General features: G+C 68.1%; 13 protein-coding genes. 4 read left to right on the top strand and 9 right to left on the bottom strand.

Annotated elements, in window-relative coordinates:
- The 7 genes from pyrG to AC07OY_RS21590 all read right to left on the bottom strand — a co-directional run bounded on the left by pyrG (position 1) and on the right by AC07OY_RS21590 (position 9,274).
- The gene (gene pyrG, locus AC07OY_RS21620; RefSeq protein ID WP_495044643.1) at positions 1-1,644 is read right to left on the bottom strand and encodes a CTP synthase; all 1,644 of its coding nucleotides are present in this window, start codon (positions 1,642-1,644) and stop codon (positions 1-3) included.
- Positions 1,645-1,750: 106 nt separating this feature from the next.
- Entirely contained in the window at positions 1,751-2,980 is a 1,230-nt protein-coding gene (locus tag AC07OY_RS21615; protein WP_495044642.1) for a PEP-CTERM sorting domain-containing protein, read from the bottom strand.
- A gap of 142 nt (positions 2,981-3,122) precedes the next feature.
- Positions 3,123-3,917 carry an alpha/beta fold hydrolase gene (locus tag AC07OY_RS21610; RefSeq protein ID WP_495044641.1) on the bottom strand — a complete coding sequence of 265 codons (795 nt, stop codon included), beginning with the start codon at positions 3,915-3,917 and terminating at the stop codon, positions 3,123-3,125.
- A 58-nt stretch (positions 3,918-3,975) separates the two neighbouring features.
- The gene (locus AC07OY_RS21605) at positions 3,976-4,794 is read right to left on the bottom strand and encodes a substrate-binding periplasmic protein (RefSeq protein WP_495044640.1); all 819 of its coding nucleotides are present in this window, start codon (positions 4,792-4,794) and stop codon (positions 3,976-3,978) included.
- A gap of 5 nt (positions 4,795-4,799) precedes the next feature.
- The gene (gene mutS, locus AC07OY_RS21600) at positions 4,800-7,370 is read right to left on the bottom strand and encodes a DNA mismatch repair protein MutS (RefSeq protein ID WP_495044639.1); all 2,571 of its coding nucleotides are present in this window, start codon (positions 7,368-7,370) and stop codon (positions 4,800-4,802) included.
- 15 nt (positions 7,371-7,385) lie between these two features.
- Positions 7,386-8,351, bottom strand: coding sequence for a Bug family tripartite tricarboxylate transporter substrate binding protein (locus AC07OY_RS21595; protein ID WP_495045053.1), 966 nt, complete (start codon positions 8,349-8,351; stop codon positions 7,386-7,388).
- 2 nt (positions 8,352-8,353) lie between these two features.
- Positions 8,354-9,274 carry a LysR family transcriptional regulator gene (locus AC07OY_RS21590; RefSeq protein WP_495044638.1) on the bottom strand — a complete coding sequence of 307 codons (921 nt, stop codon included), beginning with the start codon at positions 9,272-9,274 and terminating at the stop codon, positions 8,354-8,356.
- A 137-nt stretch (positions 9,275-9,411) separates the two neighbouring features.
- Between AC07OY_RS21590 and AC07OY_RS21585 the strand changes: the two genes are divergently transcribed.
- Entirely contained in the window at positions 9,412-10,482 is a 1,071-nt protein-coding gene (locus AC07OY_RS21585; protein ID WP_495044637.1) for a porin, read from the top strand.
- Between the two features lie 51 nt (positions 10,483-10,533).
- Entirely contained in the window at positions 10,534-11,829 is a 1,296-nt protein-coding gene (locus tag AC07OY_RS21580) for a hypothetical protein (RefSeq protein WP_495045052.1), read from the top strand.
- Positions 11,830-11,878: 49 nt separating this feature from the next.
- Here AC07OY_RS21580 and AC07OY_RS21575 read toward each other — a convergent pair whose 3' ends face one another.
- Complete coding sequence (locus AC07OY_RS21575) at positions 11,879-12,193, bottom strand: energy transducer TonB (RefSeq protein WP_495044636.1); 315 nt, start codon at positions 12,191-12,193, stop codon at positions 11,879-11,881.
- Positions 12,194-12,420: 227 nt separating this feature from the next.
- A complete protein-coding gene (locus tag AC07OY_RS21570) occupies positions 12,421-13,353 on the bottom strand; it encodes an inositol monophosphatase family protein (RefSeq protein ID WP_495044635.1) in 933 nt (310 codons plus the stop codon).
- Positions 13,354-13,461: 108 nt separating this feature from the next.
- Between AC07OY_RS21570 and AC07OY_RS21565 the strand changes: the two genes are divergently transcribed.
- Both AC07OY_RS21565 and cysE read left to right on the top strand, forming a co-directional pair.
- Positions 13,462-14,208 (top strand): RNA methyltransferase, encoded by a 747-nt coding sequence (locus tag AC07OY_RS21565; protein WP_495044634.1) that lies wholly within the window; start codon positions 13,462-13,464, stop codon positions 14,206-14,208.
- A gap of 10 nt (positions 14,209-14,218) precedes the next feature.
- Entirely contained in the window at positions 14,219-14,995 is a 777-nt protein-coding gene (cysE, locus tag AC07OY_RS21560) for a serine O-acetyltransferase (RefSeq protein WP_495044633.1), read from the top strand.
- Positions 14,996-15,000: the final 5 nt, after the last annotated feature.

Below are 15,000 nucleotides of genomic sequence, written 5' to 3'. Positions count from 1 at the left end.
TCAGGCTGCCTTATCTGCCGAATGCTTGTGGTTCAGGGCGGCCTTGATGAAGGCCGTGAACAGCGGGTGGCCGCCCCAGGGCGTGGACTTGAACTCGGGGTGGAACTGCACGCCGACGAACCAGGGGTGGACCTCGCGCGGCAGCTCGACCATCTCGGTCAGCTTCTCGCGCTGGGTGATGGCCGAGATGACCAGACCGGCCTGGGTCAGGCGGTCCAGGTAGTGCTCGTTGGCCTCGTAGCGGTGGCGGTGGCGCTCGTTGACGACCGGGCCGTAGATGTCGTGGGCCAGGGTGCCGGACTTGACGTCGGAGCTTTGGGCGCCCAGGCGCATGGTGCCGCCCAGGTCGCTCTTTTCGTCGCGCTTCTGGATGCTGCCGTCGGCGTCCTGCCATTCGTCGATCAGGGCGATGACGGGGTGGGGCGTCTCGGGCTCGAACTCGGTGGAGTTGGCGCCTTCCAGGCCAGCCATGTGGCGGGCGTACTCGATGGTCGCGACCTGCATGCCCAGGCAGATGCCCAGGTAGGGCAGCTTGTGCTCGCGGGCGTACTGGGCCGCCAGGATCTTGCCCTCCACGCCGCGCTTGCCGAAGCCGCCGGGCACCAGGATGGCGTCGAACCTGCCCAGGCTGCCAATGGTCTCGGGCGTCAGCGTCTCGCTGTCCACGTACTCGATCTTGACGCCTGAGTGGTTATGGATGCCGGCGTGGCGCAGCGCCTCGTTGAGCGACTTGTACGAGTCCGACAGGTCGGTGTACTTGCCGCACATGGCGATGGTGACTTCTTCCTTGGGGTTCTCGACTTCGTTGACGAGGGTGTCCCAGCGCTTCAGGTCCGTGCTCTTGGTGTTGAGCTGCAGCTTGGTGCAGATGAGCTGGTCCAGCCCCTGCTCGTGCAGCATGCGCGGCACCTTGTAGATGGTGTTCACGTCCCACATGGAGATGACGCCGTACTCGGCGACGTTGGTGAACAGCGAGATCTTCTCGCGCTCGTCGTCGGGGATGCGGCGGTCGGCGCGGCACAGCAGCGCGTCGGGCTGGATGCCGATCTCGCGCAGCTTCTGCACCGTGTGCTGGGTGGGCTTGGTCTTCAGCTCGCCGGCAGCGGCGATCCAGGGCACATAGGTCAGGTGCACATAGGCCGTGTTCGTCGGGCCGGCACGCAGGCTCATCTGGCGCACGGCTTCGAGGAAGGGCAGGGACTCGATGTCGCCCACCGTGCCGCCGATTTCCACGATGGCCACGTCGACGCCCTCGGCGCCGCGCTTGATGTATTCCTGGATCTCGTTGGTGATGTGCGGGATCACCTGCACCGTCTTGCCGAGGTAGTCGCCGCGGCGTTCCTTCTCCAGCACGGTCTTGTAGATCTGGCCGGTGGTGAAGTTGTTGGCCTTCTTCATCCGCGTGGTGATGAAGCGCTCGTAGTGGCCGAGGTCAAGGTCGGTTTCGGCGCCGTCGTCGGTGACGAAGACTTCACCGTGCTGGAAGGGCGACATCGTGCCGGGGTCGACGTTGATGTAGGGGTCCAGCTTGATGAGGGTGACTTTGAGGCCGCGCGATTCGAGGATGGCAGCCAGGGAGGCCGACGCGATGCCCTTGCCCAAGGAGGACACCACACCGCCGGTGACGAAGACGTATTTGGTCATGTCTTGCAGCAGGCCAGAACAGCCTGCTGAGGTGGAAATTGCGATTGTACGAGAGCCTGAAGCGACAAGACCCGCCAAAGGCGGGTCTTGTCGCTGGAGTCAGCGTTCAGCCAAGGCGGCGACGGCGCGCGACACCTGCGGCAGTCAGTGCCATCCCACTCAATAGCAGCACGCCTGTTCCAGGCTCGGGCACCTGGCTGATCAGGAAGGCGCTGGAATTGCCGTCGGACAGCAGCGCGGTGCCTGCGATGTGGCCATCGGCGAGCGTCGCGAACGTCACGTCGACGACGCCAGGCAACTGGGCCGCAACCAGTTTGTCGATGTTGATCATGCTTCCTTGGTCGTACAGGAAATAGTCGTACGAAGCGTCGTTCTCGACATAGGAAGTGCCCAGCACCTGGCCCGCTGAATTGATTTCCCTGCCAAAACTTGCAGATCCTCCGAGGGTGCCCAAGTCAATCATGCTGCCGTCGCGGTACAGGAAGGCATGCATGATGGGATTCCCGTTGACATCCCGCGCGCTGATATACGAGTCGCCAACAACCTGCCCGGCATCGTTCAGGTCCGTCGACCAGCTGTTGTTGCCGCCGAGGGTGCCGAGATCGAGCATGGCGCCGTTGCCATAAAGAAAAGCGTGCGAGGCGGCATTGCCCGTGATGCTTGAATTGCCGACCACCTGGCCTGCCGAATTGATTGCCACCGCGCCGCTGCCGGTGCCGCCCAGCGTTCCCAGATCTTTCATCAGACCGTTGCTGTACAAGAAGGCGTGCTGCTGTTCATCTCCCTGGATGAACGAAGTGCCGACCACTTGCCCGGCGGCATTGAGGGCATTGGGGCCGCCGTAGGAGCCTCCCAAGGTGCCCAGATCTTGCATGCTGCCGTTGCTGTACAGGAAGCCGCGAATCTGGCCTGGGGTGCTTGTGTAGGAAACGCCGATCACCTGACCCGCAGCGTTGATCGCAAACGCCCAACTGTCGGGACCGCCCAGCGTGCCCAGATCCTTCATGCTGCCATTGCTGTACAGGAAGGCATGCGTGGTGGCGTTGGCCAAGGTATACGACTGGCCCGTGACTTGTCCTGAGGCGTTGATTGCAACAGCACCGCTGTGAGTGCCGCCCAAAGTGCCCAGGTTCTGCATGCTGCCGTCGTACAGGAATGCGTTTGCCAGCGTATTGGCGACGGTAGTTGAATATCCTGCAACCTGACCAGCGCCATTGACGGCCACACTGCTGGCCTGGTTTCCGCCGAGCCTGCCCAGATCTTTGGCAACCCAATCGGCGTTGGCTGCCATTGGCAAAGTGACAAGCGCCGTGAAAACAGCTTGAACGAGCTTCATCAACCCTCCCTTTATTTGGAACTGACAGCCAAAGCAATAACCAAGCCGGTCTTGCGCTTTTGCTGTGGCGTCAATGATTTGTGCTCGTCCTGCCCCTGCGGGATCGACGCACTGTCAGCTTTTTCGACATCTGCCTCCTGCATCACGCAAGGAGGTCAAGCACAAGGTCGGCCGTCTCGTCGGGTTTCTCGAAGGGGAACAGGTGCGAGCCCTCCATCCAGCGCCAGTTCTCCCCGGCCAGCTTTTTCGACGCCGCAGCGCCGGCTTGGCGCAGTTCCGCCGAGCGCGTACCGCCGACGAAAGCGACGGGGCATTGCGGCGGGCGCAGGCGCAGCAGCAGCGGCAGGTGGTGGGGCAGGGTGCGGTAGATATGGGCCTCGACCTCGCGGGTGAAGCGCAGCCTCACCTGGCCGTCCTCACCCTCCTCGAAGCCGGCATCGATGTAGTCCGCCAGCACGCGCGAGTCCCAGCGGGCGAACATCTTCTTGGCCGAGAAGTGCTTGTAGACCGCCTCGCGGTCCGGCCAGACATGGCGGCGCTCGCGGGCGATCTTGGACGGGCCGTAGCGGTGGATCAGGCCGGTCGTCTTGGCCATGGCGACGGCGGCGGCCTTCATGCCGGCGACGACGGGCGAGTCCAGCATGACCAGGCGGCTGACCAGCTCGGGCCGGCGGCAGGTCGCCATCAGGCTCAGCATGCCGCCCAGGGAATGGCCCACCAGGGCCACCTGGCCTTTGGGCTTCACCTCGGAATCGATGAAGTCCAGCAATTGGTCGCGCAGCTTGCGCCAGTCGCCGGTGACGGGAAAGCGCGGGTCATGGCCGAAACGGTCCAAGGCATGGACGCGCCAGCCGGCCTTGCGCCAGCGTTCGACCAGGACGCGATAGCAGCCGGCGGGATAGCTGTTGGCGTGGGAGAGGACCAGCGTTTTCGTCATGGCCTCGCAGTGTGCCTGCGCGTCGGCCGGCCGTTCTGGAGTGCCGACTCCAGACGGCTCAGTCGTTTGGCAAGCGGAGTTCGATCACGCGCCGTTTTCCGGCCTGGATCTCGTCGAGGCTGCGCTTGAAGCTCGGAATGCTGCGGAACAGCCGGTCGAAGCTGCCGTCGGCCAGCGCCGCCTTCAGGCCCCGCTCGACGCGCTCCGCCAGGGCCGGGTTGCTGCGGCTGGTGAAGAAATAAAAGGGCACGCGGTAGTGCAGGAACAGGCTGTCCTCGATGGCCAGGCCGCCATGCTGGCTCTGCTCGTACCAGGCTTCGTAGACGCCGCGCGGCATGTAGTCGAAGCGCTTGGCCTCCAGCATCGTGAAGAGCTGCTCATACGCCACGGAGGTGATCACCGGCAGGCCATTGGCACGCAGCACGGCGGTCGATGGCCAGCCCTCGCCGGCGCCGGCGTTGAAGCGGCGCAGGTCGTCCAGGCTGCGCACCGCGCGAAAGCGCGCCTGGGTGCCCCTGCGGATCAGGAAGACGCGGTAGTCGTTGAGCTCGCGCAGCAGCGAGATGCGCACCGGCAGCAGCTCCGCCTCACGCCTGGCATCGGTGCCGTCCCAGATCAGGTTGATGGCGCCGTCGTTCTTCAGCTCGCTGAACTGGCGCGGCCCGCTCATGGCCTGGTCGTAGTGGCGGATCTCGAAGGGGCCGTCGCTGGCGCGCGTCTTCTCCAGGGCCAGGCGCAGCAACTGCGGGAAATAGCTGGCGTGCTCCTGGGCGCTGGACGGCAGCTGCGGGATGGTGATGCGCAGCGGCTCCGCGGCCCGCGCCGCGGGCAGGCCGAGCATGGACAACAGCGCCAGCGTGGCGCGGCGTTGCGGCATGTCGCTCAGCCGTTCGCGAGGCGCTTGAGGCTGTAGAGCGCCTCCAGCGCGTCCCGTGGCGACATCGCGTCCGGGTCGACCCTGGCCAGGGCCTGCAGCAACTCGCTGGGCTCGGGCAGGGGCGGTGGCGCGGGCGGCGCGGCGAAGAGGTCGAACTGGTCGTCGGCCGCGTTCTGGCGTGCCTCCAGCGCCTCCAGCGTCGCGCGAGCCTGGCGCACCAGGCTGGCGGGCATGCCGGCCAGCCGGGCGACCTGCACGCCATAGCTGCGGCTGGCCGGGCCGGCCTGCAGCTCATGCAGGAAGACGATGTCCTCGCCGCTTTCCACCGCGCCGACGTGCCAGTTCTGCGCCATCGAATGTTTGGCCGGGATTTCGGTCAGCTCGAAGTAATGCGTCGCGAACAGCGTGAAGGCGCGCGTCTTGTCGTGCAGATGGCTGGCGATGGCCGAGGCCAGCGCCAGGCCGTCGAAGGTGGAGGTGCCCCGGCCGATCTCGTCCATCAGCACCAGGGACTGGTCGGTGGCCGAATGCAGGATGGCCGCACCCTCGGTCATCTCCAGCATGAAGGTGGACTGGGCGTTGGCCAGGTCGTCGGCCGCGCCGATGCGGGTGTGGATGGCGTCCATCGGACCCAGGCGGCAGCTTGTGGCCGGCACATAGCTGCCAATGGCCGCCAGCAGCGCGATCAGCGCCACCTGGCGCATGAAGGTGCTCTTGCCGCCCATGTTGGGGCCGGTGATGACCAGCATGCGGGTGCGGGCGTCCAGCCGGCAGTCGTTCGGCATGAACTCGGTGCCGCCGGTCTCGGCCAGGCGGGCCTGCACGACCGGGTGGCGGCCGGCCTCGATCTCCAGGCAGGGCTGGGACACGAATTCGGGACGGCACCAGTTCAAGGTGATGGCGCGCTCGGCCAGGGCCGCCAGCGCATCGAGACCCGCCAGCGTGCGGCCCAGGGCCGTCAGCGGATCCAGGCGGGTGAGCAGGGCGTCGATGACCTGCTCGTACAGCAGCTTCTCGCGCGCCAGGGCCCGCTCGTTGGCGGACAGGGCCTTGTCCTCGAAGGCCTTGAGCTCGGGCGTGATGTAACGCTCGGCGTTCTTCAGCGTCTGGCGGCGCTGGTAGTCCATCGGCACCTTGTCGACCTGGCCTTGCGTGACCTCGATGTAGAAGCCGTGCACGCGGTTGAACTGCACGCGCAGATTGGCGATGCCGGTGCGGGCGCGCTCGCGGGTTTCCAGGTCGAGCAGGAAGCCGTCGCAGTTCTGCTGGATGCCGCGCAGCTCGTCCAGGTCGGCGTCGAAGCCGTCGGCGATGACGCCGCCATCGCGCGGCAGCAGGGCCGGCTCGGCGGCGATGGCGCGTTCCAGCAGCTCGAGGATGTCGGCCGGCGGGTTCATGCTCGCATCGCGCAACGCGGCCGGCGTGGCGCCGCGCAGGGCGGGCAGGGCTTGCAGCGTGGCGCGGATGCCGGTCAGCTCGCGCGGGCGTACCTGGCGCAGCGCGATGCGGGCGGAGATGCGCTCGACGTCGCTGACCGACTTCAGCGCCTCGCGCAGCGGCTCGAAGCCCTCGGCGTGCAGGGCCGCGATGGCGTTGTGGCGGGCGACGGCTTCACCACGCTCGCGCTTGGGATGCAGCAGCCACTGGCGCAGCATGCGGCTGCCCATGCCGCTCTTGCAGGTATCCAGCAGCGAGAAGAGGGTGGGCGAGGTTTCGCCGCGCAGCGTCTGCACCAGCTCCAGGTTGCGCTGGGTGGCCGGCGGCAGGTCCATCAGCTCGCTGGCGCGCTGCACGCGCAAGCTGCGAACGTGAGCCAGGGCGCGGCCCTGGGTGTGCTCGGCAAAGGCGAGCAGGGCGCTGCCGGCGGCATGTGCCAGCGTCAGCTCGTGGGCATTGAAGCCCTGCAGATTGGCCACGCCCAGTTGTTCGCTGAGCTTGCGCTGGCCGAGAGCGCCGTCGAACTGCCAGCCGGGCCGGTTGGTGACCGGGAAGCGGGCCTTCATGACAGCTGAGGGCGGCGCTTCGCGGTTGACCAGGATCTCGGCCGGCATCAGCCGCGCCAGCCAGGCGGGCAGCTCGACGTCGCTGCATTCCGCCAGGCCGATCTCGCCCTGGGTCAGCGACAGCCAGGCCAGGCCATGGCGGCGGCCGTGGCCGGAGACGGACAGCAGCACCGCGTCCTGCTTGTCGGCCAGCAGCTCGGTGTCGGTGATGGTGCCCGGCGTGACGACACGCACCACCTTGCGCTCCACCGGGCCTTTGCTCGCGCCGACCTCGCCGACCTGCTCGGCGATGGCGACGGCCTCGCCCAGCTTGATGAGCTTGGCGAGATAGCTCTCCAGCGCATGCACCGGCACGCCGGCCATGATGACGGGCTGGCCGGCGCTCTGGCCGCGCTGGGTCAGCGTGATGTCCAGCAGCGCATTGCACTTGCGCGCATCGTCGTAGAAGACTTCGTAGAAATCGCCCATCCGGTACAGCAGCAGCGTGTCCGGGAAGTCCGCCTTGAGGCCCAGGTACTGGGCCATCATGGGCGTGTGGGGCGCGAGGTCGGGGGCGGCTGTATCGGCTTTCATGGGGCCGCGCATTATCTAGTCCGCCGGCACCCTGAGCGCTCGCTCCCTCTCCCTGGCGATGCGTGCGGCGAAGTCGGCCGCGCTGCCGCCCGTCGGCAGATTGCTGACGTCGAGGATGCGGGCGCGGATGTCGGGCTGGCGCAGGGCCTCGTTGACGACGGCATTGATGAGGCGCAGCCGCTCCGGCGGCACGCCGCGCGGCGCGAACAGGCCGAAGGTCGAGGCCAGATTGGCCTCGGGGAAGCCCAGTTCGGCCAGCGTCGGCACCTCGGGCAGCACGGGCAGGCGCATGGAGGCGCCGACGGCCAGCGCCTTCAGCCGGCCCTGGCGCACGTATTGCAGCTGCTGGGCGGCGACGTTGGACGACAGCAGCTCGAATTGGCCGCCCAGCGCATCGGTCAGCTGCTGGCCGCCGCCCTTGTAGGGCACATGGACGATGTCGACGCCTGCGGCGGTGCGGATCTGGGCCAGCACCATGTGGCCGACCGTCGCATGGCCCGAGGTGGCCCAGCGCAGCCGGCCCGGCGCGGCCTGGGCGGCGGCCAGCATGGCGGCAAAGCTGGCCGGCTTGAAGGAGGGGTGGGCGAGCACCAGCACCGGCGTGTCCATGATGCTGACGACCGGCGCCACGTCGCGCAGCAGCGCATCGCTGCCCCGCGTCGAAGGCATGGAGGCCGAGGCGGCCGGCGCGAAGACCAGCGGCGAGATCGCGCAATAGGCCAGGGTGTGGCCATCGGGTGCCGCACGCGCCAGCCACTCCAGCGCCGTCAACCCGCCGGCGCCCGCGCGGTTCTCGACAACGACTGGCACCTTGAGCCGGCCGCTGATGAACTGGGCCAGTCCGCGCGCCGTGTCGTCGCTGACGCCGCCGGGTGGGTAGGCCACGACCAGGTGGATGGGCCGCGCCGGCCAGGGCTCCTCGGCGAAAGCCTCGGTGCAGAGGCCGGCACCGGCCAGCGCGAGCAGCGCGCGCCTATGCATGTTCACGCATCGCGATGCGCCTGGGCAATGCGCCGGGCCAGCGCGATGAAGGTGCCGGTGGGGCCGGCCTGGTCGTGGGTGCGGTAGGCCAGCGTCAGCGGGGCCTCCAGCTGGGCATGCTTTTCCAGCGGCCGGCAGACGATGGAATGGGCATGCATGCCGCGCATCGAGGCCGGCACGACCGAGATGCCCGCGCCGGCCGCGACGAGGTTGAGGTTCATCGTCATGCGGTCGACCTCGATGAAGCTGCGCGGCCGCACGCCGTGGCGCTCGCACAGGGCCAGCAGGTTGGCATAGAGGCCGGGCGCACCGGGACGGCGCACGAGGATGAGGTCCTCGTGCTCCAGCTCGACCAGGCGCACCGCCGTCGTCGCCGCGCGGGGGACGCCGGCCAGGCGGTGGTCCAGGGGCAGGGCGAGCAGGGCGGGCTCGGTCAGCAGGGTCTCGAAGCCGACGCCTTCGGGCTGGGCCACGGGCACGCGCAGGAAGCCGCAGTGCAGCTTGCCCTTGGCGATGGCCTCGGTCAGGCCGGCGGCGTTGTCCTCGGTCATGGTCAGCGCGATGCCGGGTTGCTCGCTGCGGCAGGCGCGCAACACGGCCGGCGTGAAGGCATGGGCCGCGGCCGAACTGGTGAAGCCCACCGTCAGCAGGCCGTACTGGCCGCCGGCCAGGCGGTCCATGCGGTCGCGCATGTCGGCGAAATCGCGCAGCAGCCGCTTGGCTTCGTCCAGCAGCAGGCGGCCGGCGTCGGTGAGGCTGACGCCCTTGGGGTGGCGGTGCAGCAGGGTCATGCCCAGCTCCTGCTCCAGCGCCTTGATCTGCTGGCTCAGCGGCGGCTGCTGCATGCCCAGCAGGGCGGCCGCGCGCGTCATGTGGCCGGTCTCGGCCACGGTCACGAAATAGCGCAGATGCCGAAGCTCCATCTCGTCTCCATATGTTTTATGTCTTGATATCTGGTGTTTAGTGTATTTGACGCTATGGAGTCGCGTCACTAAGGTCCGCCCCGGATTCCAAAGCGGCGCTGACGAGCCCGCGGCAAAACAACCAAACGGAGACAACCATGAAGACAAGACTTTCGAGGGTGGGCTTTCTGGCCCTGGCCGCCGCAGCCGCGACCGCGCAGGCCCAGCAGGCCAGCAGCGTGCAGCTGTTCGGCCTGATGGACATCGGCGTGCAGCAGCTCAAGGCCGATGGCGTGGGCAAGCGCTGGCTGGTCAACAGCGACGGCAACACCTCCAGCCGTTTCGGCGTGCGGGGCACCGAGGACCTGGGCGGCGGGCTCAAGGTGGGCTTCTGGCTGGAGTCGGCCGTCGCGGTCGACGACGGCACCAGCGGCGCCACCAGCAGCAACAACAAGGACTCCGTCAGCGGCGGCCTGACCTGGGGCCGCCGCGCCACGGTGCAGCTGTCCGGCCCCTGGGGCGAGCTGCGCCTGGGCCGCGACTATGTGCCGTCCTTCGGCAATCTGACGACGTCCATGCACCCCTTCGGCACCAATGGTGTCGGCAGCTCGGGGCTGCTTTTCTACCCGGCACCGGCCGGTGGCACCACGGCCCGCACCAATGTGCGGGCCTCCAACTCCGTCGGCTACTTCCTGCCCTCGGGCCTGGGAGGCGTCTATGCCCATGCCATGCTGGCCCTGGGCGAGCAGGGCGACGGCCCGACGAAGAAGGATGGCCAACTGCAGGGCCTGCGCGTCGGCTGGCGCAACGAGGCCTTCAACGTGTCGGCGGCGAACTCGCGCACCCGCTACGCGACGGGCAACTACACCCAGACCAATGTCGGTGCCGCCTGGCAGCTGGGCCCGGTCAAGCTGATGGGCCTGTGGGGCGAGAACAAGGTCGGCGTCACCAAGACGACGGCGCGCATGGTCGGCACGCAGTGGCAGGTCACGCCCCAGGGCGAGATCCGCTTCGCCTACACGACGCTGAGCGCCAAGGGCGTCGCCAGCGATGCCAAGCACATCGCGCTGGGCTATGTGCACGACCTGTCCAAGCGCACCGCGCTCTACGCGAATGTGGCGCGCATCGACAACAAGGCCAACGGCGTGCGCTTCAACGTGGGCGTGGCCACGACGGTGCCGGGCGGCAACAGCAGTGGCTTCGAGGCCGGTGTGCGCCACAGCTTCTGAGCGAAAGACGCAGCGATGACGACGATGACGATGAAGTGGCTGGGCGCATGGATGGCGCTGGCGGCGGGCCTGCCCGCCGCCGCTTTCGACACCGCGGCCGAGACCCCGCCCGTGTCGACGGTTTGCCCGCCCCATGTCGGCGAGGGCACGGCCTGCCTGGCCGGGCGGGACAGCGCCGGCGCCTTCTACCTGATCGCCATGCCCAAGGCCTGGAATGGCGAGCTGGTGCTGCATGCCCACGGCGGGCCCTTCCTCGGCGCGCCGACGGCCAGGCGCGTCGTGGAGGACCTGGAGCGCTGGACCGTCATGCCCCGCCTGGGCTATGCCTGGGCGGCGTCCAGCTACCGACAGGGCGGCGTCGCGGTGACCGCGGCGGCCGAGGACACGGAGCGGCTGCGGCAGCTCTTCATCGCCAAGGTGGCGAGACCGAAGCACATCTGGCTGCATGGCCAGTCCTGGGGCGCCAGCGTGGCGGCCAAGGGCGCCGAGCTCTTCACCGAGGGCAAGCCCTATGACGCCGTGCTGCTGACGGCCGGCGTGCTGGGCGGCGGCACGCGCAGCTACGACTTCCGGCTCGACCTGCGCGTCGTCTATCAATATCTGTGCCGCAACCATCCGCTGCCCAGCGAGCCGCAGTACCCGCTGAACGTCGGGCTGCCGGTCGACGCGAAGCTGACCCAGGCCGAGCTGGCGCGGCGGGTCGACGACTGCCTGTCCTTGAGCAAGCCCGCCGAGCGCACGCCCGAGCAGGCCGCCAAGGTCAAGGCCATCACCGATGTGATCCGCATCCCGGAGCGCAGCATCCTGGCGCATCTGAACTGGGCGACCTGGCATTTCCAGGATGTGGTGTTCAAGCGCACCGGCGGCGCCAGTCCCTTCGGCAATATCGGGGTGGTCTATTCAGGCTCGGCCGACGACGCGGCGCTCAATGCTGGCGTGCTGCGCTACACGGCCGATGCCAAGGCGGTGGCGACGTTGGCGGCCGACGCCGACCTGGGCGGGCGCATTCCGGTGCCGGTGCTCACGGTGCATGGCATCCACGACGGCACGGCCATGGTCGAACTGCAGGACAGCTTCGGGCGCACGATGGCGGCGGCTGGACGCTCGGCCGGGCTGGTGCAGACCTTCACCGGCGACCGCGACCACAGCTATCTCAGCGACCCGACCTATGCGGCGCTGCTGGAAGCGCTGTCGGCCTGGGCCACGCAGGGGAAGAAGCCGACGCCGGAAGGGGTGGCGGTGGGCTGCGAGAAGGCGAGGGCGGTGCTGGGGGCGACCTGCAAGTTCGAGCCCCAGTTCAGCCCCAAGCCCTTGGACACTCGCGTGCCGCCGCGGGCAAAGCCATAAAAGAACAAGGCCCGCATCGCGGGCCTTGTTGATTCAGCGAAGCGCCGAATTAGTCTTCCGACTTGAAGACCAGCTTGACTTCGTGCGTCTGGGCAGCGCCCGTGCCTTCGAACTTCCACTGGCTCAGGGCTTCGGTGGCGGCGCGGTCGAAGACGCGCTTGGGTTCGGCTTCGACGACTTCGACGCTGGAGACCTTGCCGTCGCCGGCGATGGTCATCTTGGCGCGCACGCTGCCGGCGGTGATGTTCTTCTTGACGGCCTCGCCGGGGTACTCGGGGGCGACCTTCTTCAGGACCTTGGCATCGGCGTGAGCCAGGGAAGCAGCGGCGATGAGGGCGAGGGCGACAGCGGAACGGGCAAACATCGGAAGCGTCTTTCGGTGAAGTGGGTGGGTCTGGTTGAAGCGGCTTGTGGCCGCGTTGCAGCACGCATTCTGTCCAGCCGCCCTCCCTTGGGTAAGGGGTGCGGCCGTGCAGAAGTCACACACGAATGATCGGGTTAGCCCGCAGGCGCTTCTAGCGCGAACTCCTTCACGGCGATCCAACGAAAAAGCCCTCGCGAGAGGGCTTGTTTCGGGGATCCGCTGCAGGCTCAGACCGGTGCGTCGCCGCCGGCATCCTTCTTGATGCGCACCGGAGCGCGCTTCTTGGGCGCGGGCGCCGCGGGCACCACCTCGACGACAGGCGCGGCCGGCGCGGCCATGTCTTCTTCCTTGATGACGCGGGTGTAGGGCGCCAGCATGGTGACGAGCTGGGCGTAGATCTTGGGGTTGCCGGCCACGACCTCGCGCTGGTGCAGGAAGTCGGCCTCGCCGGTGAAGTTGCCGACCAGGCCGCCGGCCTCGGTGACGATCAGCGAGCCCGCCGCCAAGTCCCAGGGCTGCAGGCCGGTTTCGAAGAAGGCGTCGTAATAGCCGGCCGCGACATAGCAGAGGTCCAGCGCGGCAGCGCCCGGGCGGCGCAGGCCGGCGCAGTGCTGCATGACTTCCTCGAACATCTTCACGTAGCGCTTGAAGTTGTCGCCGCGGCGGAAGGGGAAGCCGGTGCCGATCAGCGCGTCGCTCATGCGGGTGCGCTTGGACACGCGCAGGCGGCGGTCGTTCAAGAAGGCGCCGCGGCCCTTGGTGGCGTAGAAGAGGTCGTTGCGGGTCGGGTCGAAGACGACGGCCTGCTGCACGACGCCGCGGTGGGCCAGCGCGATGGACACGCAGTAGACCGGCAGGCCGTGGATGAAGTTGGTGGTGCCGTCCAGCGGATCGATGATCCAGACGTACTCGGAATGCTTGGCGCCGTGGGTGCGGCCCGACTCTTCGGCGAGGATGCCGTGGTCCGGGTAGGCGCCCAGCAGCGTCTCGATGATCACCCCTTCTGCGGCGTGGTCGACCTCGGTGACGAAGTCGTTCGGGCTCTTGGTGTTGATGCGCAGAGCTTCGAGGTCCAGCGAGGCGCGGTTGATGAGGGCGCCGGCCGCACGTGCCGCCTTGATGGCGACATTGAGCATGGGATGGTGAGACGTTTGCAGCATGCGTGGCACTCGCTGGGAAGAAGGGGCTGACAGAGGGAAAGAGCGGCGGGGCGCCATGAGACGCCCCGGATAATCGCCGGATTCTAGCCGCAGCCCCCGTAGTAACCCGTGGAATCCACACGTTTCATTCTGATCAACACCAGCCATGCGGGCAACGTCGGCGCGACGGCGCGGGCGATGAAGGTGATGGGCTTCAAGGACCTGGTGCTGGTGGCACCACGCTTCCCCGACGTGCTCTGCCACGAGGAGGCCGTCGCCATGGCCAGCGGCGCGGCCGACATCCTGGCCCGGGCCCGCGTCGTCGAGACCCTGGCCGAGGCGCTCGATGACGTGGACTTCGCCTGCGCCACCGCCATGACGCCGCGCGACTTCGGCCCGCCGACGCGCGAGCCGCGCGCGCTGTTTGCCGAACTCGCCGCCCGCGAGGCCGCGCCGCGCCTGGCCCTGGTGTTCGGCTCCGAGCGCTATGGCATGAGCAACGAGGACGTCTACCGCTGCCATGCGGTGCTCAGCATCCCGACCCATCCCGACTACGGCTCGCTCAACCTGGCGCAAGCCGTGCAGCTGCTGGCCTATGACCTGCGCCAGGCCGTCGGCGGATTCGGCGTGCAGCCACGCACGCCCGATCCGGAACTGGCGGATGCGCGCGCCGTGCAGGGCCTGCTCGAGCATCTGCAGGCGGCGCTGGTTCACATCGACTACCTCGACCCCGCGGCACCCAAGAAGCTGATGCCGCGCCTGAACCAGCTCTTCAACCGGGCGGGCCTGACGAACGAGGAGGTCCACATCCTGCGCGGCATCGCCCGCCAGATGCAGAAGACCTCAGCCGCAACAGGCCCAAATCAGGGCTCCTAGACTCCGCGCCATGTTTCAACGCCTGCGCGAAGACATCGCCCTGATCCTCGAACGCGACCCGGCCGCCAGGTCGGCGTGGGAGGTGCTGACCTGTTACCCCGGCCTGCATGCGCTGTGGATGCACCGCCGCGCCCACTGGTTCTGGCAGCGCGGCTTCAAGTGGCTGGCGCGCTGGACCTCGCACTGGAGCCGTTTCCTCACCGGCATCGAGATCCATCCCGGCGCGCGCATCGGCCGCAAGGTCTTCATCGACCATGGCATGGGCATCGTCATTGGCGAGATGGCCGAGATCGGCGAGGGCTGCACCATCTACCAGGGCGTGACGCTGGGCGGCACATCGCTCGTGAAGGGCGCCAAGCGCCATCCGACGCTGGGCCCGGGCGTCATCGTCGGGGCCAATGCCTGCGTGCTGGGCGGCTTCACGGTCGGTGCGGGGGCCCGCATCGGCTCGGGCGCCGTACTCACGAAGCCCGTGCCGGCCGGCGCCACGGCCGTGGGCAACCCGGCCCGCATCATCGAGGCCGAGAGCGAGCAGGCCCGCGAGGAGGCGGCCGCCAAGATGGGCTTCTCGGCCTATGGCGTGACCCAGGGCGACGACCCGGTCGCCATGGCCATGCGCGGCCTCATCGACAGCGCTTCGGGCCACGAGCACCAGATCGCCCTGCTGTGGAACGCGGTTTGCAAGCTGTCGACCCAGGCCGGCCGGCCCGTGGGCGACTGTGTACCCGATGACGCCCAGCGCGACGAGGCCTTCGACGCCGCGGAGATGAATCGCCTCGTCAAGTAGCCCCT

Source organism: Roseateles sp. GW821-FHT09H10 (assembly GCF_059415865.1).
This window is presented reverse-complemented; position numbering and strand designations above follow the sequence as displayed.

Coding starts and splice junctions, on each gene's coding strand:
- AC07OY_RS21590 (WP_495044638.1), bottom strand. CDS start 9,274: ATGGAGCTTCGGCATCTGCGCTATTTCGTGACCGTGGCCGAGACCGGC.
- pyrG (WP_495044643.1), bottom strand. CDS start 1,644: ATGACCAAATACGTCTTCGTCACCGGCGGTGTGGTGTCCTCCTTGGGC.
- cysE (WP_495044633.1), top strand. CDS start 14,219: ATGTTTCAACGCCTGCGCGAAGACATCGCCCTGATCCTCGAACGCGAC.
- AC07OY_RS21580 (WP_495045052.1), top strand. CDS start 10,534: ATGGCGCTGGCGGCGGGCCTGCCCGCCGCCGCTTTCGACACCGCGGCC.
- AC07OY_RS21605 (WP_495044640.1), bottom strand. CDS start 4,794: ATGCCGCAACGCCGCGCCACGCTGGCGCTGTTGTCCATGCTCGGCCTG.
- AC07OY_RS21610 (WP_495044641.1), bottom strand. CDS start 3,917: ATGACGAAAACGCTGGTCCTCTCCCACGCCAACAGCTATCCCGCCGGC.
- AC07OY_RS21575 (WP_495044636.1), bottom strand. CDS start 12,193: ATGTTTGCCCGTTCCGCTGTCGCCCTCGCCCTCATCGCCGCTGCTTCC.
- AC07OY_RS21570 (WP_495044635.1), bottom strand. CDS start 13,353: ATGCTGCAAACGTCTCACCATCCCATGCTCAATGTCGCCATCAAGGCG.
- AC07OY_RS21595 (WP_495045053.1), bottom strand. CDS start 8,351: ATGCATAGGCGCGCGCTGCTCGCGCTGGCCGGTGCCGGCCTCTGCACC.
- AC07OY_RS21585 (WP_495044637.1), top strand. CDS start 9,412: ATGAAGACAAGACTTTCGAGGGTGGGCTTTCTGGCCCTGGCCGCCGCA.
- AC07OY_RS21615 (WP_495044642.1), bottom strand. CDS start 2,980: ATGAAGCTCGTTCAAGCTGTTTTCACGGCGCTTGTCACTTTGCCAATG.
- mutS (WP_495044639.1), bottom strand. CDS start 7,370: ATGAAAGCCGATACAGCCGCCCCCGACCTCGCGCCCCACACGCCCATG.